At 62.0% G+C, this 19133-nt stretch carries 18 protein-coding genes; 11 read left to right on the top strand and 7 right to left on the bottom strand.

Features of this window, described 5'->3' with window-relative positions; translation table 11 throughout:
- Window positions 1-63 precede the first annotated feature (63 nt).
- The 3 genes from AC1D06_RS04470 to AC1D06_RS04460 all read left to right on the top strand — a co-directional run bounded on the left by AC1D06_RS04470 (window position 64) and on the right by AC1D06_RS04460 (window position 3376).
- The gene (locus tag AC1D06_RS04470; protein WP_477985288.1) at window positions 64-1650 is read left to right on the top strand and encodes a sialidase family protein; all 1587 of its coding nucleotides are present in this window, start codon (window positions 64-66) and stop codon (window positions 1648-1650) included.
- A gap of 207 nt (window positions 1651-1857) precedes the next feature.
- Window positions 1858-2919 carry a sulfotransferase domain-containing protein gene (locus tag AC1D06_RS04465; protein ID WP_477985286.1) on the top strand — a complete coding sequence of 354 codons (1062 nt, stop codon included), beginning with the start codon at window positions 1858-1860 and terminating at the stop codon, window positions 2917-2919.
- Between the two features lie 82 nt (window positions 2920-3001).
- Window positions 3002-3376 carry an NUDIX domain-containing protein gene (locus tag AC1D06_RS04460; RefSeq protein WP_477985364.1) on the top strand — a complete coding sequence of 125 codons (375 nt, stop codon included), beginning with the start codon at window positions 3002-3004 and terminating at the stop codon, window positions 3374-3376.
- Between the two features lie 123 nt (window positions 3377-3499).
- On the opposite strand, the gene AC1D06_RS04455 is transcribed toward AC1D06_RS04460, so the two are convergent.
- The 3 genes from AC1D06_RS04455 to AC1D06_RS04445 form a co-directional block, all read right to left on the bottom strand.
- The gene (locus AC1D06_RS04455; RefSeq protein WP_477883932.1) at window positions 3500-3721 is read right to left on the bottom strand and encodes a hypothetical protein; all 222 of its coding nucleotides are present in this window, start codon (window positions 3719-3721) and stop codon (window positions 3500-3502) included.
- A 290-nt stretch (window positions 3722-4011) separates the two neighbouring features.
- Complete coding sequence (locus tag AC1D06_RS04450; RefSeq protein WP_477985284.1) at window positions 4012-4665, bottom strand: TetR family transcriptional regulator C-terminal domain-containing protein; 654 nt, start codon at window positions 4663-4665, stop codon at window positions 4012-4014.
- A gap of 62 nt (window positions 4666-4727) precedes the next feature.
- Window positions 4728-5513 (bottom strand): class I SAM-dependent methyltransferase, encoded by a 786-nt coding sequence (locus AC1D06_RS04445; protein ID WP_477985282.1) that lies wholly within the window; start codon window positions 5511-5513, stop codon window positions 4728-4730.
- 150 nt (window positions 5514-5663) lie between these two features.
- Here AC1D06_RS04445 and AC1D06_RS04440 point away from each other — a divergent pair, with 150 nt between their 5' ends.
- The 6 genes from AC1D06_RS04440 (at window position 5664) to AC1D06_RS04415 (ending at window position 12357) form a co-directional block, all read left to right on the top strand.
- Window positions 5664-7283: a phytoene desaturase family protein gene (locus AC1D06_RS04440; protein WP_477985281.1), complete on the top strand. Its 1620-nt coding sequence runs from the start codon at window positions 5664-5666 to the stop codon at window positions 7281-7283.
- The gene (locus AC1D06_RS04435) at window positions 7270-8781 is read left to right on the top strand and encodes a phytoene desaturase family protein (protein ID WP_477985279.1); all 1512 of its coding nucleotides are present in this window, start codon (window positions 7270-7272) and stop codon (window positions 8779-8781) included. The genes AC1D06_RS04440 and AC1D06_RS04435 overlap by 14 nt, the downstream gene beginning before the upstream one ends.
- Before the next feature lie 35 nt (window positions 8782-8816).
- Window positions 8817-10010 carry an aminomethyl transferase family protein gene (locus AC1D06_RS04430; RefSeq protein WP_477985363.1) on the top strand — a complete coding sequence of 398 codons (1194 nt, stop codon included), beginning with the start codon at window positions 8817-8819 and terminating at the stop codon, window positions 10008-10010.
- Window positions 10010-10315 (top strand): hypothetical protein, encoded by a 306-nt coding sequence (locus AC1D06_RS04425; protein WP_477985277.1) that lies wholly within the window; start codon window positions 10010-10012, stop codon window positions 10313-10315. Before AC1D06_RS04430 ends, AC1D06_RS04425 begins: the two co-directional genes overlap by 1 nt.
- A gap of 333 nt (window positions 10316-10648) precedes the next feature.
- Window positions 10649-11572 carry a sulfite exporter TauE/SafE family protein gene (locus AC1D06_RS04420; RefSeq protein WP_477883371.1) on the top strand — a complete coding sequence of 308 codons (924 nt, stop codon included), beginning with the start codon at window positions 10649-10651 and terminating at the stop codon, window positions 11570-11572.
- On the top strand, window positions 11569-12357 hold the full coding sequence (locus tag AC1D06_RS04415) for a TIGR02186 family protein (protein ID WP_477883372.1): 789 nt from the start codon (window positions 11569-11571) through the stop codon (window positions 12355-12357). The genes AC1D06_RS04420 and AC1D06_RS04415 overlap by 4 nt, the downstream gene beginning before the upstream one ends.
- A gap of 6 nt (window positions 12358-12363) precedes the next feature.
- Here AC1D06_RS04415 and pdeM read toward each other — a convergent pair whose 3' ends face one another.
- The gene (pdeM, locus tag AC1D06_RS04410) at window positions 12364-13089 is read right to left on the bottom strand and encodes a ligase-associated DNA damage response endonuclease PdeM (protein ID WP_477985275.1); all 726 of its coding nucleotides are present in this window, start codon (window positions 13087-13089) and stop codon (window positions 12364-12366) included.
- 193 nt (window positions 13090-13282) lie between these two features.
- Entirely contained in the window at window positions 13283-15793 is a 2511-nt protein-coding gene (locus AC1D06_RS04405) for a ligase-associated DNA damage response DEXH box helicase (protein WP_477985362.1), read from the bottom strand.
- A gap of 124 nt (window positions 15794-15917) precedes the next feature.
- Here AC1D06_RS04405 and AC1D06_RS04400 point away from each other — a divergent pair, with 124 nt between their 5' ends.
- Both AC1D06_RS04400 and AC1D06_RS04395 read left to right on the top strand, forming a co-directional pair.
- Window positions 15918-16415: an RrF2 family transcriptional regulator gene (locus tag AC1D06_RS04400; RefSeq protein WP_477985273.1), complete on the top strand. Its 498-nt coding sequence runs from the start codon at window positions 15918-15920 to the stop codon at window positions 16413-16415.
- Window positions 16416-16435: 20 nt separating this feature from the next.
- Window positions 16436-16897, top strand: coding sequence for a carboxymuconolactone decarboxylase family protein (locus AC1D06_RS04395; protein WP_477985271.1), 462 nt, complete (start codon window positions 16436-16438; stop codon window positions 16895-16897).
- A 3-nt stretch (window positions 16898-16900) separates the two neighbouring features.
- Here the strand turns inward: AC1D06_RS04395 and AC1D06_RS04390 are convergent, their stop codons facing one another.
- Both AC1D06_RS04390 and AC1D06_RS04385 read right to left on the bottom strand, forming a co-directional pair.
- Window positions 16901-17755, bottom strand: coding sequence for an arylamine N-acetyltransferase family protein (locus tag AC1D06_RS04390; protein ID WP_477985269.1), 855 nt, complete (start codon window positions 17753-17755; stop codon window positions 16901-16903).
- A gap of 418 nt (window positions 17756-18173) precedes the next feature.
- Entirely contained in the window at window positions 18174-19112 is a 939-nt protein-coding gene (locus tag AC1D06_RS04385) for a class I SAM-dependent DNA methyltransferase (RefSeq protein ID WP_477985267.1), read from the bottom strand.
- Window positions 19113-19133 lie beyond the last annotated feature (21 nt).

Below are 19133 nucleotides of genomic sequence, written 5' to 3'. Positions count from 1 at the left end.
AAAATTGACGGGAAGCCTCCGGCCGCCTTCAGCGCGCGACTGAAGGGCCGGAAAGGAACCGTCATGCGACTTCTGTTGATCCTCTTGGCAATTGTCGAACTCGTCTTCGCCTCGCAGGCATTTGCCGCCGACGAGCCGATCGTCTTCAGGAAGAATGACGAGGCCTGTTATCGCATTCCCAGCCTGGCGCTGACCAATAGCGGTTATCTGGCCGTGGTGGAGCACAGGCGCGGCATTCGCGGCCGCCGGGTCTGCGGTGACGACGGCACGGTCGATCTGGTCGGCAAGACGAGTTCCAATGGCGAGACTTGGTCGTCGGAGCACACGATCGTCAGTTCCGATGTGATCGGCGAAAAACTTGCTACCCCGAATTCGCGCATCTACGATCCCGCCTTCAGCAAGATTCCGGCCGAGGATCGCATCGTGCGCGTCGGCAATCAAGGTCTGGTGTCCGTCGGCAACGACGTCTATCTGATGTTCGTCACCCAGTACAATATCCAGGCCCAATGCGGCGACCGGGAGGTCTGCGTCAATTCGCCGGAAAATCTGCAGGATGGCGACGTCAAGGCGCGTTATTTCCTGATCAAGAGTGCGGATGGCGGCAGGACATGGTCCGAGCCGCAGCGCGTGCATTCGGCAATCTATGCCGCCTGCGCTGCCGACCTGATCAAGGATGCGGGGCTGCGGCGGGCGGTTGCCCCGTTCCTCGCCGATGACGCGAAGGCCGACCCGAACGCCTATGAAAAATTCACCGATATCGCGGATGCGCTGGGCTACCGGAAGGATGTCGATGCCAATGCGGCTGCAAAGCTGCTCGGGGTTTCGGCCAGCACCATTGAAGCCGATGGGCGTGGGCTGCAGCAGCTGTTCAAGCCCAATATTCGCGTCGGGCCGGGCAATGGCGTCGCCTTTCCGTTCAATGGCGGAACACGCCTGTTTTTCGCCGGCGCCCCGGTGCCATTCTATACCGATGACGGCGGCCGTACCTTCCATTGCAGCAATGCCGAGGCAATCCAGCATGGTGGCGAACGCCAGGCGGCCTGGGTGGGCGGCGACACGCTGGTGATGAGCCTGCGGCTGGTCGGCGGCAAGAAGGGCGATGCGTCGAACGTGCGGATGTTCTCGATCAGCCATGATGGCGGCGCCACATGGTCGGCGGACAAGCCGATTACGGCCAACGGCCACGAACTGATCCCCGATGCCATCGCCCAGGCGTCGATTGCCGGCATCGAAGGTTCCAACCCGCCATCGATGCTGCATATCAACCTAGCGAATACCGATGAAGGTGTCGGACGCGAGGGACACAAGAAGAAGCGCGGCGCCAAGCGGCTCGATTACCGCAGGAACCTTTCGGCCGTGCGCATCTATGTCGAACCTTCGGGCTTGATGCCGGCGACGACCAATGGCTGCGCGCCTTCGGACAATGGATCGAATGTTGCCTATGAGTCGATCTATCCCGGCAGCGCCGGCTATTCCTCGGCCGTCTATTCGCCGTCGAAAAACACCGTGGGCCTGCTGTTCGAGGCCAGCGACGACGATGGGCCGCAACTGGCCTGGCGCTCGTGGAATGAATCGGTGCGTTTCACCGCCATCCCGATCTCGGGGATGAAGGGTAAGATGCCGAGCGCCCAGAGCTGCAACGCCAAATAAGCGGCGATTGCGCTACTTCGGACCGGACGCTGCTCGTCCGGTCCCGTTTCCCTGTCGCTCTGCCTGACGGATCGCAGAGATCCAGTGAGGAATGCATTCGCGTCACCGAAAATCCGGGAATCGCGACCATTTACCCCTTATATGCCAAGTTCAACTTTGATATTGACTGCTCCCGGTCGAGAGTCAGTTCCCAATCAAGAGGCTACAATGAGCGCCGACACGCCAGAAGAAACCGTAAGAAGAAAAAAGCGTAAGGGGGAGTCCACCGGCGCTGGGGGTGCTGCTGCGGGAGGCACTGAGAAGCTCCGCAAGCGCAGGAAGAGGCAGGATGCCGGCGCTGCTGCCGATGTCGCCGGCGAGTCTGCGCCCGCGGCACGCAACAGGCGTCGCGGCGGCAAGAACAAGGAACGCGGCAACAAGGAACGCGGTGGCAGCCCCAATATGCTGGCCTCGTTGAATTACCTTCTCGACGGGCTTGCCGGCGAGCATCATGACCAGATCGCAGGCAAGGAAAAGTTCCTGCCCAACGCGATCATCATCGGCGCCGCCAAGAGCGGCACGACGACGCTGATCGATGCGCTCGGCAAACACCCCGACATTTTCCGCAGCAGCCCCAAGGAACCGAAATTCCTGTCGATGGAATATGACAAGGGATGGGCCTGGTATCTGCGGCTGTTCCGCGAAGGCGTCGACAAGAAGATCCGCATGGAAGCGTCGACCCGCTATTCGTCGGGCCAGGGGTCGCATCGTTTTGCGCCGCTGTTGATGAAGACCTATCTGCCGGAGGTCAAGCTCATCCATATGTCACGCCAGCCGATGGACCGCGTCGTCTCGCATTGGCGGCATGTGAAGGGCCGTGACGAGAACGGCCGTCACGGCGATTTCAACAGCATGCTCGAAGAAAAGTCGCTGACCGGCCTGGTAGTCGGATCATCGATGTACTGGGCGCGGCTTTCCGAATACCGCCGGTATTTCCCCGATGCGCAGATCCTCTGCCTGACGATGGAGGATATGATCAGCGATGCGCCGGGCACGCTGAAGAAAGTGCTGGAATTCCTCGGCCTGCCGGCGACGCAGGAGGCGATGGACACGGTGCTGGTCGACGGCAAGTTCGAGCAGCAGAATGAGGCCGGCGCCAAGGGCCGCGTCTATTTCGACAAGCCGGAATGGTCGCCGGAAATCTACGCCCGGGTCAAGGCGATGATCGAGCCTGATATGAAGCAGTACCTCGCCTATATCGGCAAGCCGGAAGATTACTGGAAGATCTGAGTCTTCCCGGGGCAGCGCCGTCACTCGGGCGGCGCTGCGATGACTGGCGGCATCGCGCGATCGGGTGGGTTCCGTGGCAGAAATGGTTGGTGCCGTACTCGTCAACGCAGGTCGCGTGTTGCTTGGGCTCAGGGCCAGGCATAAATCCTTCGCTGGGTGCTGGGATATAATTGGCGGGCACGTTGAGCCAGGCGAGACCTTGTGGTCGGCCCTTCTTCGCGAACTGATGGAGGAGCTTGGAATCGAGGGCCTTGAGGGCCATCATCTTCGAACTTTTACACTTCTCGATGCCAGTTGCCTCCATGTGTTCGCTCTTCGGTCGTGGCACGGAGAACCTGCTGTGCGGAATGATGAACACACAACGATCCAGTGGTTTACGTTGGAAGAAGCTGAACGACTTCCCAATCTTGCAACCTCTCAATACCGGAGCGTGTTTGCGTTACTGCGTGATGGATGACATTGGCCGTGGAAGGCTCCGTTCCCCGACCCTCTGAAAGAGCCCCCAAGCAGTTTCCTACATCTTCTGCAAATATGTTCGGGGGTGTGGGGGCGATAGCCCCCTTGCTCGCGCGTCGCCAGGCTATCGAAGGGACGCTTCGACAAGCTGGATGACGCTGATTGCGGCGACCATGCCGATCGTGGCGAGTGCGATCAGAAGCAGCAGCGAGAATTTCGACGGATGGCGGGTGCTTTGCCGCTCCTCGCTCAGATGCTGGCGCAAGGCGGCGAAACGGCCGATCTCGCGGCGCGCGAATATCATCCGCGTCGACAGCGGCCGGCGATGATCCGGATTCGGGGACATGGCTCAACTCAGCATGTTGTTGTCGATGCTGATCTCTTTAGGCCGATCGGCATAAAGTCTCGATCGGGAAGGTTTTGGCGGGGCGTAAGGAAAGGGTAAGGCCGGCCCTGGGATTGTGGCTACCCCCCTCTGCCCTGGCGGGCATCTCCCCCTCAAGGGGGGAGATTGGCAGGAGGCGCGCTCATCGGCTCAAATATCAGTCGAGAACTGGGCGGTAGACGGCTGTTTGGGGCAAAGCGATGCCCGGCAGGGCAGAGGGGGTAACCGCAGAGACGACGCTCAATGCAGCCCTACCGCTTCACCAACCCCTTCGTCGACAGATGCTTCGGAAACACCGCCGCCGCATATTCGATTGCCGCGGCAAGCGCCTTTTCGCGGCTCAGCCCATCATTCATCATCAGCCGGAACCACAGGCCTTCCATCATCGAGCAGAGGCCGAGCGCCATGGGCTCGGGATCGTAAGCATAATCCGCCTCGGCCTTCATCTCGGCGCAGAGGTCGACAAATGTCTTCTGGTAATTGAGGTCGCTGGCGCCGCAGAGGGCTTGGTAGGTCGGGCGCGACTTGGCCTCGCCCCAGAAGGCGCACCAGGCGGCGAGCTTGCGCTTGGTGCAGATTTTCCGGTCGAAATCGGCATTGAGCAGCGCCCACATGCGCCCCGCAGCCGTCGGCACTGCCTTTTCCAGCGCAGTGTTCCAATGGCTGGAATATTCGTCCGCCATATATTGCAGAGTCGCGATGAGCAGCTTTTCCTTGCTCTCGAAATGGAAGTTGACGATGCCGCGCGACAGCTCTGCGCCGTCGGCGACATTGGCAAGCGTGGTGTCGGCATAGCCGCGCTTGGCGAGCGAATCGATCGTCGCCTCGATCAGCTGCTGCTGTCGGGTTTCCTTCGATGCCTTGCGGCTCTTCTTGTCGGGTTCGATTGCCGGAGCAATGTTCATGCCGGGTTGCCTGTTCAGGAGAGATTTCTGGCGCGACCTATCCAGCAAGTCAGCTTGCCAAATCACGTGCCGGGTTTCGTTGCGCTCAAGTGCGTAGGGCAATGTTCCCCGCTGTCAAGCACCTTCTGCATGGCGGTCCAGGTGGCTATGTTCTTGTCAACAAAAGCTTTGCCGGTCAGCCGTACAGCCTCGTCATATAGGTCGGTGGTCAGTCGTTTCAATTCCCGCGCTGCCTCCTCGCGATACCAGCCGTTGCGGCTTTCGGTGCGGATATCGATGAAGCCTGCCTTCGTCATCGCCTCGGCATAGCGCCTTGGCGAGGCCATGCCGAAGGACAGGCCCTCGGCGGCGATATAGGCTTGCATTTCCGACGTCGGCTCGCCGTCGTGGCCGATCAGCCAGTCGGATGCGGCAAAGCTGCCGCCCGGTTTGAGCACGCGAAAAATCTCGGCGAAGATCGCGTCCTTGTCGGGGACATGCACCATAGCGTCCTTGGAGAAGACCACATCGAAACTCTCGTCCGGGAAGGCAAGGCGGCCGGGGGACGCTTGGGTGAATTCGGCGCGATCGGCCAGTCCGGCTTCGGCGGCGCGGCGGCGGGCGCTTTCGATGACCGGCAGTTCGACGTCGAAGCCGACGATCCGGGCCGGCTGGAATTGCCTGGCGATGAACAGGGTGATGCCGCCCGAACCGCAGCCGATATCGAGCACGCGCTTGCCCGTGAGATCGACATGCCGGAGCACGCGCTCCACCTCCGCCGGTCCGCCGGGCGAAAGATAGCCGTCGCCCCAGAGCAGTTCCAGGAAGCGCATATGCACGTCGTCGTATTCAGGCGCATCCTCGGTCATCCCGGTCTCTCCATTCTCCGCCGTTCAGAGGAGTAGAAATCCTATCGCATTTTCAGTCAATTGCAAGATTCTTGCTGAATGTTCATTCAAAATAACTGGACAAGATCATGCTTTTCATGGCAAATCTCCAGGCAATGGATGGGGAGCGCTATGCCAAAATATGATGCAGTGATGATCGGAGGCGGGCATAACGGACTGGTCGCGGCCTGCTATCTGCAGCGCGCCGGGCTGAATGTCGCGGTGGTCGAAAAGAACCCGTGGGTGGGTGGTGCCGCGGTCAGCCGCGAGCTGACGCCGGGGGTCTATTATTCCAACTGTTCCTATGTCTGCTCGCTGTTTCGGCCGGAGATCATGCGTGATCTCGAACTGCCGAAGCATGGATTACAGATCGTCGCCTATGAGGGCGGTGCGGTGCTGACGCGCGAGGGTGGCTATCTCGCCAGCTATCGCGATCACAACCAGCACCGCCGCGAATTCGCCCGCTATTCGGCCCGCGACGCCGAAGCCTATGAGCGCTATGCCCGCGACGTCACGCGGCAATGCCGTTTCATCCAGCCGCTCTTGATGCGCACCGCGCCTGATCCGTTTTCGTTCAAGCCGCGCGATCTCGGCGAGCTGATGTTCCTCGCCAGGAAGATCGGCGATTTCAGCCCCGAGCAATTGGCCCAGACGCTGCGCTTCTGGACCATGTCGATCTCCGACTTCCTCGACGAATATTTCGAGACCGATGTGGTCAAGGCTTATCTGGCGATATCAGGCATTATCGGCACGGCGCTCGGGCCGATGTCGCCCGGCACGGCCTATGTGCTGCTGCATCATTATATGGGCGAGGTCGACGGTTCGGTCGGCGCCTGGGGTTATGCCCGCGGCGGCATGGGGGCGGTGACGCGGGCGCTCGCCTCGTCCTTCCGGGCGTCCGGCGGCACGATCCTGACCGACAGCGAAGTGAGCCAGGTCATCGTCCGAAACGGCAAGGCGGAAGGGGTGGCGCTTGCCGATGGCACGGAAGTGCGCGGCAATTTCGTCGTCTCCAATGCCGATGTGAAGCGCACCTTCCTCAAGCTCGTCGAGGAGAAGGAACTGCCGGAAAGGTTCGTCCACCGGGTCAAGCATTTCAAGATGCGGGGGTCGTCAGGCAAGGTGAATATCGCGCTCGAAGGCCTGCCGGAATTTCCGGCGCTGCCTGAGAATTCCACCTGCATCAAGGGCGACCTGCATTTCACCGATACGGTGGAGCGGATGGAGCGGGCCTATGACGACTGGAAGGCCGGCCGCTGGTCTGCCGATCCCTTCCTCGACACGATGATCCCGACGACGCTCGACCCGACCATGGCCGAGCCCGGAAAACATTTCATGAGCTGTTTCGTGCAATATTGCCCGCCCAAGGTCGAGGGCCGCGACTGGACCGATGCCGACCGCGATGCCTTTGCTGACAGCGTTGTCAGCCAGATCGCGGACTATTCGCCGGGTTTCCGTGATCGTATCCTGCATATGGAAGTGCGCACGCCGCGCGAGTTGGAGGCCGAAGTCGGGCTGACGGAAGGCAATATCTTCCAGGGCGAACTGACCTTCGACCAGCTGCTGTTCAACCGGCCGGTGCCTGGCTATGCGCAATATCGCAGCCCGATCGACGGGCTCTATATCTGCGGCTCCTCCACCCATCCGGGCGGTGGCGTCATGGGCGCGCCGGGCCGCAATGCGGCGGCCGAAATCCTCCGTGACCTCAAGAAATCCCGCGAACATATGAGCCCCGCCCATGACATCCTTTGACGCAATCATCATCGGCGCCGGGCACAATGGGCTTGTGGCCGCCGGTTTCCTCGCCAAGGCCGGCCGCAAGGTGCTGGTGCTCGAAGCCTCCGACAAGGCTGGCGGCGCCATCGGTCTCGGCCATGTCATCAACCGCCTGTCGCCAGAGGTGACCAAGGGTCTCGGCGTCGATGCCAGCGCCTTCGCTGGCGAATTGCTGCCCTCCGTGGTGCTCGATCCCGAACGCGGCCCGGCCATCCTGCGCGGCGGCTATGGGGAAACCGTCGAGGGCGTCGGCGCCGACGAGGCCAAAGCCTGGGGCGAGATGCGCAAGAAGCTGCTGATGCAGGCGACCATGCTGAAGCGGTTTTTCGGCCGCCGGCCGCCGCGTCCGGGTGAGATCGCCTTCAGCGACCTGATCGATCTCGGCCTGACCGGCCTTGGCGTGATCCGTCACGGTCGTGACGAGGCGCGCGATTTCGCCCGTATGCTGCTGATGAATGTTGCCGATATCGCCGACGAATATCTGAGGGATGATCGGCTGAAGGGGCTCGTCTCGTTCGATGCGACGCTCGGCATCCATCTTGGTCCGCGCTCTCCGACATCGCTGCTCGGCCTCTATTATCGCCTGACTGGCGAGGCGAATGGCGCCGCTGGCGGCCAGTTCGTGCCCAAGGGCGGCATGGCGGCGGTGGCGCGGTCGCTGGAGCAGGCGGCCGTCAAGGCCGGCGCCCAGATCCGTTTCCACGCGCCGGTGGCGAAGATCGTCTCGGAGCGCGGCAAGGCGACCGGCGTCGTGCTGGCAAGCGGCGAGGAGATTTCCGCCAAGGCGATCGTCTCGGCCATCCATCCGGCGACGACGCTGAGGAAACTGACCGCGCCGGGCGAGATCGACACGCATCTCGCGAGCAGCATGAAGCACGTGCGCAGCAAGGGCGATGCCGCCCGGCTGACGCTGACATTGGACAGACTGCCGGACTTCACCGGCGTACTGCCCTCCAATCTCAGGAGCCGGCTGGTGATCGCGCGGGGCGTGCGCCATGTCGAGGAAGCGTTCAACCCGTCGAAATATGGCGAGTTCTCCGCCGATCCGGTGATGGAGATCATCCTGCCGAGCCTGTTCGATGCTTCGCTGCCGCCGACGCTGTCGGCCGTGGTGCAATATGCGCCCTACGACCTGCGCGAGGGCTGGGCGAGCGGCAAGCCCAAATTCCTGGCGGCGATCATGGCCGTGCTGGAAGGTTATGCGCCGGGCATCGGCGCGCTGGTCAAATCAAGCGAACTTCTGGTGCCGCCGGATATCGAGGCGCGCTACAACATGCCGGGCGGTCATTGGCATCACGGCGAATTGCAGGTCGACCAGATGCTGCTCAACCGCCCGATTTTTGCGGTTTCGGGCTATGACACGCCGCTCGCCGGTCTTTACCTGGCAAGTGCCGGCAGCCATCCGGGCGGCGGCATTTCGGGCGTGCCGGGGATGAATGCGGCGAAATATATCCTGTCGAGGAGAGACGCATGAACCAGATCCCGAACCTCTCCCGCAATGTCCGTGCCATGCAGGCCGGCCATGTGCTGCTGCCGCTGGAAGAAAGCCCGTTTCATGCGCGGCTCGCGGCACTCAACATCAACAATGACTGGTATGGCTGGTCGGGCTACAAGGCGCCGCACACGCTCGCTGACGAGGAGCTCGAATATTTTGCCATCCGCTCGACGGCGGCTTTGTTCGATATCTCACCGATGACCAAATACCGGATCAGCGGGCCGGATGCCGAGGCTTTCTGCAACCGGCTGACAGTGCGCGATGTGCGCAAGCTCGGCGTCGGCCGCGTCCACTATACCTGCTGGTGCGACGACCAAGGTTATGTGCTGGATGACGGCACGCTCTTCCGCCTCGGCAGCCAGGAATTCCGCCTTTGCTCGCAGGAACGGCATCTGCCCTGGCTGCTCGACAGTGCCGAGGGTTTTGACGTGACGATCCGCGACGAAAGCACGGACATTGCCGGCCTGGCGCTGCAGGGGCCGGTCTCGTATGTGGTGCTGCGCGATGCCGGTTTTGATGGCGTCGAGAACCTGAAACCGTTCCATCTCGCCAGTTTCCCGCACGAGGGCGGCAGCGTCGTCATCTCCCGCACCGGCTTTACCGGCGATCTCGGCTACGAATTGTTCTGTCCGCGCCAGCAGGCGCTCAGTCTCTGGGACCGGCTGATGGCGGTGGGCGAAAAGAACCGACTGCGCGCCATCGGCTATGCGGCGCTCAACCATGCCCGTGTCGAAGCCGGTTTCATCGTCGCCAATGCCGATTTCGTCACCTCGGAGACGGCTTTGCGCGAAGACAGGCTTCGTTTGCCAGACGAGATCGGGCTCGACTGGCTGGTCGATCTGGAGAAGCCGAATTTCAACGGTCGCAATGCGATCGTCAAGGCGCGCGAAAAGAAGACGCTCCGGCATATTCTCGTCGGCCTGGAGGTCGAGGGCAATGTCGCCGGGCCGCTATCGCTGATCTATCATCGCAAGAGGCGCGAAGTGGGCATCATCACTGCCTCGGCCTGGTCGCCGATCCTCAAGAAGAACATCGCCATTGCCAGCCTGGCGCGGCCCCATGGCGAGAAGATTTTGGGCGATCTCTGGGTGGAGATCTATGCGCTGCGCGAGCTCAACTACCAGAAACTGATGAAGCCGGTGAAGATCGTGCCGCGGCCGTTCCTGAGGCTCGACCGGCGCGGCGCCAATCCGCCCGGACTGATGTGATGGATGACGAAGCGCGCGAGAACTGGCGGCTGATTCTCTCGCCTACCGGCAAGGCATGGTCCGGCCGGGCGCGCTATGCGGCGGCGATGTATTTCTTCAGGGCTGGCGAGATGAGTGAAGATGTGCTGGAGGCTTATCGCATCTGTTCGCGGCTGGACGGCGAGGATGCCGTGGATGCGTTGAGAGCGTACCATATGGGTGGAGAGTGGATTGAGAAGGTGGAGAGGGTGAGGGTCGGTTTGGAGATCGAAACACCCCCCTCTGTCCTGCCGGACATCTCCCCCTCAAGGGGGGAGATCGGCTAGGGGCACGCGCTTGACCAGCAACAAACGCCGAATTCCGGGATATAACGATAGATGGGGGCGAGAGGGTGCCCCCACCCAATCTCCCCCCTTGAGGGGGAGATGCCCGGTAGGGCAGAGGGGTGGCCGCGATCCGCGAGGACGATTTAAATCTCTACTTAACCCATGGATTAACCAGCGAAATTCATAATTAATTAAATATCGAAACATTGCTGCACTGCAGTTGACAGCCACAATTGGGCAGCGCAAGGATATCTTAAATTCGACGTAAGACACTCGTAACAGGCCTGAAAATATCCGGCCTGTCGAATTTCTATTTGTCTCCGAGGAAATGGCGTGACGATATACCTGCCTATCGCCGAGCTGTCGGTGAATATCTTCATCATCCTCGGCATGGGTGCGGCCGTCGGTTTCCTGTCGGGTATGTTCGGCGTCGGCGGCGGCTTTCTGATCACGCCGCTTTTGATTTTCTATAACGTGCCGCCGGCGATCGCGGTGGCGACGGGCGCCAACCAGGTTATAGCCTCGTCGATTTCGGGCGCGATCACGCATTTCCGGCGCGGCACGATCGACCTGAAACTCGGCTCGGTTCTGCTGGCCGGCGGCCTCGTCGGCGCGACGATCGGCGTCTGGATCTATGGCGTGCTCCGGGTGCTCGGCCAGCTCGACCTGGTGATTTCGCTGCTTTACGTCATCCTGCTGACCACTGTCGGCGCGATGATGATGTGGGAAAGCGTCAACGCCATCCGCCGGGCGCGCCGCAACGAAGCGCCGGTGGTGCAGCGCAATCCGCACAATTGGGTGCACAAGCTGCCGCTGAAGATGCGGTTCAAGAAATCGAAGATTTACCTCTCGGTGATCCCCGTGATCGGGCTCGGGCTCGGCGTCGGCATATTGACCTCGATCATGGGCGTCGGCGGCGGCTTCATCATGGTGCCGGCGATGATCTATCTGCTGCGCATTCCGGCCAGCGTCGTGGTCGGCACGTCGCTGTTTCAGATCATCTTCGTCTCGACCTATTCGACCATCATCCAGGCGGTCACCAACCATTCGGTCGATATCGTGCTGGCCTTCATCCTGATGCTGTCGGGCGTTGTTGCGGCGCAATATGGCGTGCGGGTCGGTCAACGGCTGAAAGCCGAGCAGCTGCGTGCGCTGCTGGCGATGCTGATCCTGGCTGTCGGCCTGCGGCTGGCAATCGATCTGTTCGTGCCGCCGGGCAATCTCTATTCGCTCGCACATGCCGGGTCCGGTCGATGAAATGGCTTGTGGCAGCATTGCTGATCCTCTCCGCGGCGCCGGTTCTGGCGCAGACGGATGTCGACCGGTCACTGCAGCCGGAAGCGGTCAATATCGGCGTCAGTTCAAAAGAGATCGCCATCGCCCCGGATTTTGCCGGCACCGATGTGACAGTGTTCGGCGCGGTCGACAATGCCGATCCGGAGTTGCTGAAGAATGGTGGTTACGACATCGTCGTGTCGCTGGAAGGGCCGCGTGATTTCATCACCATACGCAAGAAGGAGCGTGTCGCCGGCGTCTGGATCAATCGGCACTCGGTCACCTTCGAATATATGCCGGAATCGTTTTCCATGGCCTCGACCAGGGCGATCGACCTGATCGCCAAACCGGCGGAACTCTTTACATTCAGCGTGGGTTTCCCGCGGGTGAAGATCGTGCCCTCGACGTTTTCCGGACGCGCCTCTGATATCGATGAGTATCGCGACGCCTTCATGGCGCTGAAGCAGCGATCGAAACTCTACCAGAGCAATCCGGGCGGCGTGACCTTCATCTCGTCGTCGCTGTTCCAGGCCAATATTCACATCCCGGCCGATATTCCCAACGGCACGCATACGATCCGAGCCGTGCTGTTCCGCAAAGGTGTTTTCGTCGCCGAGAAGCAGATGACGCTTGAGGTGGTGAAGACCGGGCTCGAGGAAAGCATCACCTTTGCCGCCAAGCAGCGGCCGCTGTTCTATGGATTCTTTGCCGTGCTGCTGGCCGTGATGACCGGCTGGGGCGCCAGCCTGATGTTCCGCAAGGACTGATTGCGGTCAGCCGCGCAGCATGTGATAGGCGAAGGAGTGGATGCGGCCCTGGCTCAGCATATGCGCCGTTAGCCGCTCCTTTTCGAACAGGCCGGCAAAGGCGCGGTTGTCGATGTCGAGCCCGCCGGTCATGACGCCGAAGGACGGCATGATCAGCCGCCGGCCGTCGATGGCGAAGCAGGGGCGGCGCACGGCGCGCTCCTTGCGCCAGAGTGTGGCGGCCGGATGYAGGTGGCCGGCAATCTCGCCCGCCTGCGGCGCCTTCTGCGGTTCGTGGCGGAAATGCAGGCCGGCATAATCGAGTGTATCGGCGGAGGTGCCGGCAAGATCGGTGACGCCATCGGGGTCGTGGTTGCCGTTGATCCAGATCCATTCTCGGCCGCGCGCCATGGTGTTGATCATCAGGCGGAATTCCACCGGCATATGAACGGAGCCGGTCCGGTCATGGAAATTGTCGCCGAGCGAGACGACGATTTTCGGATTGTGGCGGGCAATGACGCTTTCGAGGATGCGCAGGGTGGCGAGCGTGTCCCAGGGCGGTAGCAGCTGGCCGCGGCGGGCGAAGGCGGCGCCCTTTTCGAGATGCAGGTCGGAGATGCAGAGCAGGCCGTGTTCGGGCAGGAACATGGCGCCGGCGGGGTCGAGGAGGAGGGTTTGGCCGGCGAGGGTGGATTCACAGGCGGGGGTGGTGAGGTCGTACGCTTGGATGGCGCTTCTTGCGAGGCGGTTCATTCGGCGATACCCCCCTCTGTCCTGCCGGACATCTCCCCCTCAAGGGGGGAGATTGGCTGGGGGCACACTGCTTGCCAGATTTTAGATGTCGAGGCTGGGGCGAGAGGTCGCCACGAGTCAATCTCCCCCCTTGAGGGGGAGATGCCCGGCAGGGCAGAGGGGGGTAGCTCCGCGCCGAAACCAATCACATTGTTCAACTCATCGCATCCTGTATCAAATCATCCGCCGCTTCCACCAGCAGTGCCTCATCCGCGGCGCCGGCCACCGATTCCTTGCCGATTTCCAGCATGATCGGTATGGCGAGCGGCGAAATCTGGTCGAGGCGCATCAGTTTGATGTGCCCCTTGATTCGTGCCAGCATATCGCCAAGTCGCTGGATATCCAAAAGTCCCTTTGCGGCATCCTGCCGCGTCGCCTCCAGCAGGATGTGGTCCGGCTCATGCGCCCGCAGCACGTCATAGATCAGGTCGGCGGACACCGTGACCTGGCGGCCGGTCTTTTCCTTGCCGGGATGGCGGCGTTCGATCAGGCCGGCGATGACGGCGCAGGTGCGGAAGGTGCGTTTCAATAGCCAGGTTTCGTTGAGCCAGGCTTCGAGGTCGTCACCCAGCATATCCTCATCGAAGAGTTCGGACACGGATGTCTTTTTCGTCGAGAAGAAGGCGCCAATATCCTCCAGCGCCCAGACGGCGAGCGAATAGTCAGTGGCGACGAAGCCCAGCGGCTTCAGCCCCACGCGATCCATCCGGCGGGTCAGGAGCATGCCGAGCGTCTGGTGCGCCAGCCGCCCCTCGAAGGGATAGGCGACCATATAGAAGCGGTTTCCGCGTGGAAAAGTCTCGATCAGGAGTTCGTCGCGTTTCGGCAGCACGGATTTCTCCGCCTGGATCGCCAGCCAGTCGCGCACCTGGTCGGGCAGTTCGCGGCGCTTTTCCGGATCGGCGATCATGGCGCGCACGCCGTCGGCGAGATAGGTCGAAAGCGGAAACTTGCCACCGGCATAGGCGGGAATGCGCGGATCGGCGGAGCGGGCTTCCGAGGCAAGGCATTCGTTCTCGCGAATGCCTTCGAAGCGCAGCACCCTGCCGCCGAACATGAATGTGTCGCCCTGCGACATGGTTTCGAGGAAATATTCCTCGACCTGGCCGAGCACCGGCCCACCACGACCCGCCGTGCCGCGGCCGGATTTCACCAGCCGGACATTGAGCACCGGCGATTCAACGATCGTGCCGACATTGAGGCGATATTGCTGGGCGAAGGCGGGATTGGAGACGCGCCAGAGGCCATCCTTGGTCTTGCGGATCTTGGCATAGCGCTCATAACTTTTCAGCGCATATCCGCCGGTGGCGACGAAATCGAGCGCCCGCTCAAATGTCTCCCAGGAGAGGTCGGCATAGGGCGAGGCGGTGGTGATCTCGTCATAGACTTGCAGCGCATCGAACGGGTCGGCGCAGGCGAGGCCCATAATGTGCTGGCAGAGCACGTCGAGCGCGCCCTGGCCGACCGGCGGCGTGTCCTGGGCGCCGAGATAGTTGGCGTCCAGCGCAGCCTGGCATTCCATCACTTCGAAGCGATTGGCGGGCACGAGGATGGCGCGGCTCGGCTCGTCCATGCGGTGGTTGGAGCGGCCGATACGCTGGGCAAGCCGCGAGGCGCCCTTTGGCGCGCCGACATGGATGACGAGGTCGACATCGCCCCAGTCGAGGCCGAGATCGAGGGTGGAGGTCGCGACGACGGCGCGCAGGCGATTGTCGGCCATGGCGGTTTCCACACGGCGGCGCTGGCCGACGTCGAGCGAGCCGTGATGCAGCGCAATCGGCAGGCTGTCGTCGTTGATGCGCCAGAGTTCCTGGAACAGCAGCTCGGCCTGCGAGCGGGTGTTGACGAAGAGGATCGTCGTCCGGTGCTCCTTGATCGCCTCGTAGACCTCGCCCATGGCATAACGCGCCGAATGGCCCTGCCAGGGAATGCGCTCCTCCGTGCCGAGAATCGTGATGATCGGCCGGGCGCCGCCATGGACGGTGACGAGGGCCGAAAGATTATCCTCGCCCGGCATCTGCGGCACCAGCCAGCGGCGCAGATCGTCGGGATCGGCAACGGTGGCGGAGAGGCCGATCGTCCTGAGGCCCGGCGACAGCTTGCGAAGCCGCGCCAGCCCGAGCGCCAGCATATGCCCGCGCTTCGACGTTACCAGCGAATGCAGCTCGTCGAAGATGACGAATTTCAGGTCCCTGAAGAAACGTTCCGCCTCCTTCGACGAGATCAGCAGCGCCACCTGTTCCGGCGTGGTCAGCAATATCTCGGGCGGATTGAGGCGCTGGCGGGTGCGCTTGTGCTGCGACGTGTCGCCGGTGCGGGTCTCTATCTCGACCGGCAAGCCCATCTCCGTCACCGGACGCTCAAGATTGCGCTCGATGTCGACGGCCAACGCCTTCAGCGGCGAGATGTAGAGTGTATGGATGCCCTGGAAGGCGGTGCCCGGCCTTTTCTTGCCGCGGGCATTGAGGTCGATCAGCGACGGCAGGAAGCCGGCCAGGGTCTTGCCGGCACCGGTGGGCGCGATCAGCAGTGCCGATTGGCCGCCGGCGGTCTTTTCGAGCAGCCCGAGCTGATGTTCGCGCGGCTTCCAACCCTTGGAGGCGAACCAGGTCGAAAACGGCGGCGGCAGGGTGACTGCCGTGCTCCTCTCCGTTTTTGCGTCCATGATCGTTCCTCTTTCGTTCAGGACGAAGATAGACGTTTCGAGCGGCTTGGCAATAGCTGCAGAAAGCCGCTTGACGGATGGGATAATCATGGACATAAATTATCCATGATTAAGGAGCGGGTCGATGAAACTCAGTGACGGCGTCGAACAGGCGATCCACAGTGTGGCGATGCTGGCAGGGCTGACGCCCGGTGGCGTGCTCGCGGCAGCGGCGCTGGCCGAGTTTCATGGGGTTTCGCCGAGCTATCTGCTCAAGCATTTGCAGGCGTTGTCGGGTGCGGGCATCCTTGAAACGGTGCCGGGACCGAAGGGCGGCTACCGGCTCGCCAAGACAGCGGAAAAGATCACTCTGCTCGATGTCGTGCTGGCCGTCGAAGGTCGTGAACCGGCCTTCCGCTGCGCCGAAATCCGCCAGCGGGGACCGAACCCGTTGCCGGAAAAGCCTGTGCGACCCTGCGAGATCAATGCCGCCATGCTCAAGGCGGAGCGCGCCTATCGCGCCGAACTCGACCGCGTCACCATTGCCGAAGTCCTCGGCGAGGTGGCCGCACACGACACGACGGGCGCGATTGCCACAAGAGGCTGCGCCTTTCTCGAGCTTCACGAACGAAGATCAACCTGACCCAAGAAGAGGAAAAGATCATGCATCCGCGTTTCAATTTCGCCAAGGCCTCCCCCGATGCCTACAAGGCCGTCTCGGCACTCGAACAATATGTCCAGGAGTCCGGCCTCGAACGCCGCTTCATCCACCTGATCAAGCTGCGCGCCTCGATCATCAATGGCTGCGCCTATTGCGTCGACATGCATGTCAAGGAATCGCGCCATGACGGCCTGTCGGAACAATGGATCAACCTGATGTCGGTCTGGCGGGAATCGCCTGTCTACGACGACAAGGAGCGGGCGCTGCTCGGCTGGGTCGACGCCGTCACCAATATCGCCCAGACCGGCGTGCCGGACGCGGCCTTCGAAGAACTGAAGAAGCATTTCAGCGAAAACGAGATGACCAACATCACGGTGGCGATCGGCGCGATCAATGTGTGGAACCGGCTAGCGGTCGGCTTCCGTGCCCCGCATCCGATCGACAAGCCGGCCAAGGCGGCCTGACGGTCAGGCGAAGAAGGGGTGGGGCGGCCCCGCTGCTGCCCTCTCCCGCATATTGTTGAGTGCCTGACGGACGTCGTCCTCCGTCATCCGCAGCCCGAAGAGGCTGGTCAGGACATTGGAAAACTCGGCATCATCCGTCAGCATTCTGAGTTCCGACTCGCCTGAGGCTTTGCGCGTCTTGAGGCGCCTGTTGAACAGGGTCAGCCGCGTTGCATCCCTGCCGGGCAGGGCCGCGATGATGTTGGCGCGATAGGGGCTCTCAGGGTGCGTGCCGGTAAACCAGTTGCAGATCTCGTATTCGGCATCGACGCGGGGCAGGCGCACGACGCGGTAGATATGTTCCCAATGGTCGCCGAGCCATGATTGCAGGACGAGTTCTTCTCCCATGGCGATGAAGCGCATCGGCTCGTGCGGCGTCGGCTGCGTGATGTCTGCTTCCATCCGCAAGGCGGCCGTGGGGGCAAGGTTGCCGAAGCCGACATCGGCGAGATAGGGACCTTCCGGCAGATTGACCTGCAGCACCATGTGCAGCATCGGCCGCGGCGCGTCGATGTCCAGGCCGCGCACGACACGCGCCTGCAGGCTGGTGATGTCGTAGCCCAGCGAGCGCAGCCCGGCACGGAACAGCATATTCTGTTCAAAACAATAGCCGCCGCGCCCGCCGCCGATCATCTTTGCCTGCAGCGAGGCGACGTCCAGCCGCGGTGGGCGGTCGAGCAGGATGTCGATGCTTTCATAGGCGATCGCCGACGAATGGGCGGCGATCAGGGCGTTGAGTGTGTCGAGCGTCGGCGTCAGTGTGCCGCGATAGCCGATGCGCGCCAGCCAGGCAGCCTGGTTGAAGGTCTCTTCCGTCATTGCCGGATCATCTCGGATGAGGGAAATCTCTGCGTCGGATTTTTGCACAGGAATGGACGAGGATATTGGGAAGGACTTTCACGGTACTGCCTGCTGTTTCCCATGACATCATCCTCCCCTTGGCGTTGAATGTCAGGCGAAAAGCATTGCTGCCCGTAAGATATGCGCCCTACGGTCAGCCGTCAAATCACATCGTGCGGGGGGCGGGCACGTCGGTGTAGAGGAGGCATCGCCGATGTCGTCTGTCGTGCCATGCCCCTCATCTGCCTGCCGGCATCTTCTCCCCGTAGGGACGGGGAGAAGGGACGCGCGGCGCTGTTTTTGTCCCTCGCAAGCGTCTGCAGACACTCACAGTAAGGCAAACTCGGAGCGGATTCCCTCGCCCCGTTTACGGGGAGAGGGTTAGGGTGAGGGGCAATTACATCGCGTTGGCCAGGAAGAGCAGACCGATAATCGGCTCACCCGCATCCATGCGGATGATAGTTTCCTCACTTGCGAACGTTTGCATCCCATGCCCAGCCAGCATCTTCTCGACATGGCCGGCAGAATGCGCATAGCGGAGAGATTGCCTGAGTTCGAAGCCCTCATCGGCCAAAGCTTTCTCCACCGAAAATACAAAAACCCCATCCGGCTTCATCAGCGCAGCCACATTGGCAAAGGCGGCGTCGAGATTGCCGAGATACATCATCACATCGGCGGCGGCGATCAGGTCGGCGCGGTGGTGGGGGCGGCCGGCGAACAGGCCGGAGGTTTCGGATTGGAGCGACAGGTCGGCCTTGGCGAGGTGATCGTAGAGACCTTTGCTCTCGGCCTTCGCCAGCATCTTTTCCGAGAGGTCATAGCCTTCCAGCGCCGTGCATCGCCCGTGGATTTCCGCGCCGAACAGGCCGGTACCGCAGCCGAGGTCGACCACGTGGCCGTAGCGCGGCGACCGGTGGGCTTCGATCAGCCGCATCAATTTGCCGGGGACGCTGTAGCCCAGCCGCTCGACCAGGGCTGCGTCAAAGCGGTCGGCATAGTCGTCGAACAGGCCCTCGACATAGCGGCTTGGCGGCAGATGGGGGCCGTCTGCGCCGTCGAGCAAAGCGAGCTTCAAGCTGGCGCMGAAAATATCGTCGGGTGCGAGTTCCAGCGCGCGCCGATAGGCGTCGGCAGCACCTGTTGCGCCGGCCTTTTCGCGGTATTCGCCGAGCCGGAACCAGCCGGCGGCCCAGCCTGGTGCGAGCTCCAGCGCCTGCTCCATCAGCTCGGCGGCAGCGGTGGGGTCGCCGCCCTCGGCGAGCATGGAGGCATAGTCGGCGCGGCGGTCGGCGACGAGGTCGCCTGAGGTGAGATTGCGTTTTCCGGCAGGGGCCATGGCTTTTTCTTTGCTTTGAAA

The organism is Rhizobium sp. P2_G2, assembly GCF_056403555.1.
This window is presented reverse-complemented; position numbering and strand designations above follow the sequence as displayed.

Excerpts from the sequence above, each read along its gene's own strand:
- AC1D06_RS04470 (WP_477985288.1), top strand. The coding sequence starts at position 64 with ATGCGACTTCTGTTGATCCTCTTGGCAATTGTCGAACTCGTCTTCGCC.
- AC1D06_RS04465 (WP_477985286.1), top strand. The coding sequence starts at position 1,858 with ATGAGCGCCGACACGCCAGAAGAAACCGTAAGAAGAAAAAAGCGTAAG.
- AC1D06_RS04460 (WP_477985364.1), top strand. The coding sequence starts at position 3,002 with ATGGTTGGTGCCGTACTCGTCAACGCAGGTCGCGTGTTGCTTGGGCTC.
- AC1D06_RS04455 (WP_477883932.1), bottom strand. The coding sequence starts at position 3,721 with ATGTCCCCGAATCCGGATCATCGCCGGCCGCTGTCGACGCGGATGATA.
- AC1D06_RS04450 (WP_477985284.1), bottom strand. The coding sequence starts at position 4,665 with ATGAACATTGCTCCGGCAATCGAACCCGACAAGAAGAGCCGCAAGGCA.
- AC1D06_RS04445 (WP_477985282.1), bottom strand. The coding sequence starts at position 5,513 with ATGACCGAGGATGCGCCTGAATACGACGACGTGCATATGCGCTTCCTG.
- AC1D06_RS04440 (WP_477985281.1), top strand. The coding sequence starts at position 5,664 with ATGCCAAAATATGATGCAGTGATGATCGGAGGCGGGCATAACGGACTG.
- AC1D06_RS04435 (WP_477985279.1), top strand. The coding sequence starts at position 7,270 with ATGACATCCTTTGACGCAATCATCATCGGCGCCGGGCACAATGGGCTT.
- AC1D06_RS04430 (WP_477985363.1), top strand. The coding sequence starts at position 8,817 with ATGCAGGCCGGCCATGTGCTGCTGCCGCTGGAAGAAAGCCCGTTTCAT.
- AC1D06_RS04425 (WP_477985277.1), top strand. The coding sequence starts at position 10,010 with ATGGATGACGAAGCGCGCGAGAACTGGCGGCTGATTCTCTCGCCTACC.
- AC1D06_RS04415 (WP_477883372.1), top strand. The coding sequence starts at position 11,569 with ATGAAATGGCTTGTGGCAGCATTGCTGATCCTCTCCGCGGCGCCGGTT.
- AC1D06_RS04405 (WP_477985362.1), bottom strand. The coding sequence starts at position 15,793 with ATGGACGCAAAAACGGAGAGGAGCACGGCAGTCACCCTGCCGCCGCCG.
- AC1D06_RS04400 (WP_477985273.1), top strand. The coding sequence starts at position 15,918 with ATGAAACTCAGTGACGGCGTCGAACAGGCGATCCACAGTGTGGCGATG.
- AC1D06_RS04395 (WP_477985271.1), top strand. The coding sequence starts at position 16,436 with ATGCATCCGCGTTTCAATTTCGCCAAGGCCTCCCCCGATGCCTACAAG.
- AC1D06_RS04390 (WP_477985269.1), bottom strand. The coding sequence starts at position 17,755 with ATGACGGAAGAGACCTTCAACCAGGCTGCCTGGCTGGCGCGCATCGGC.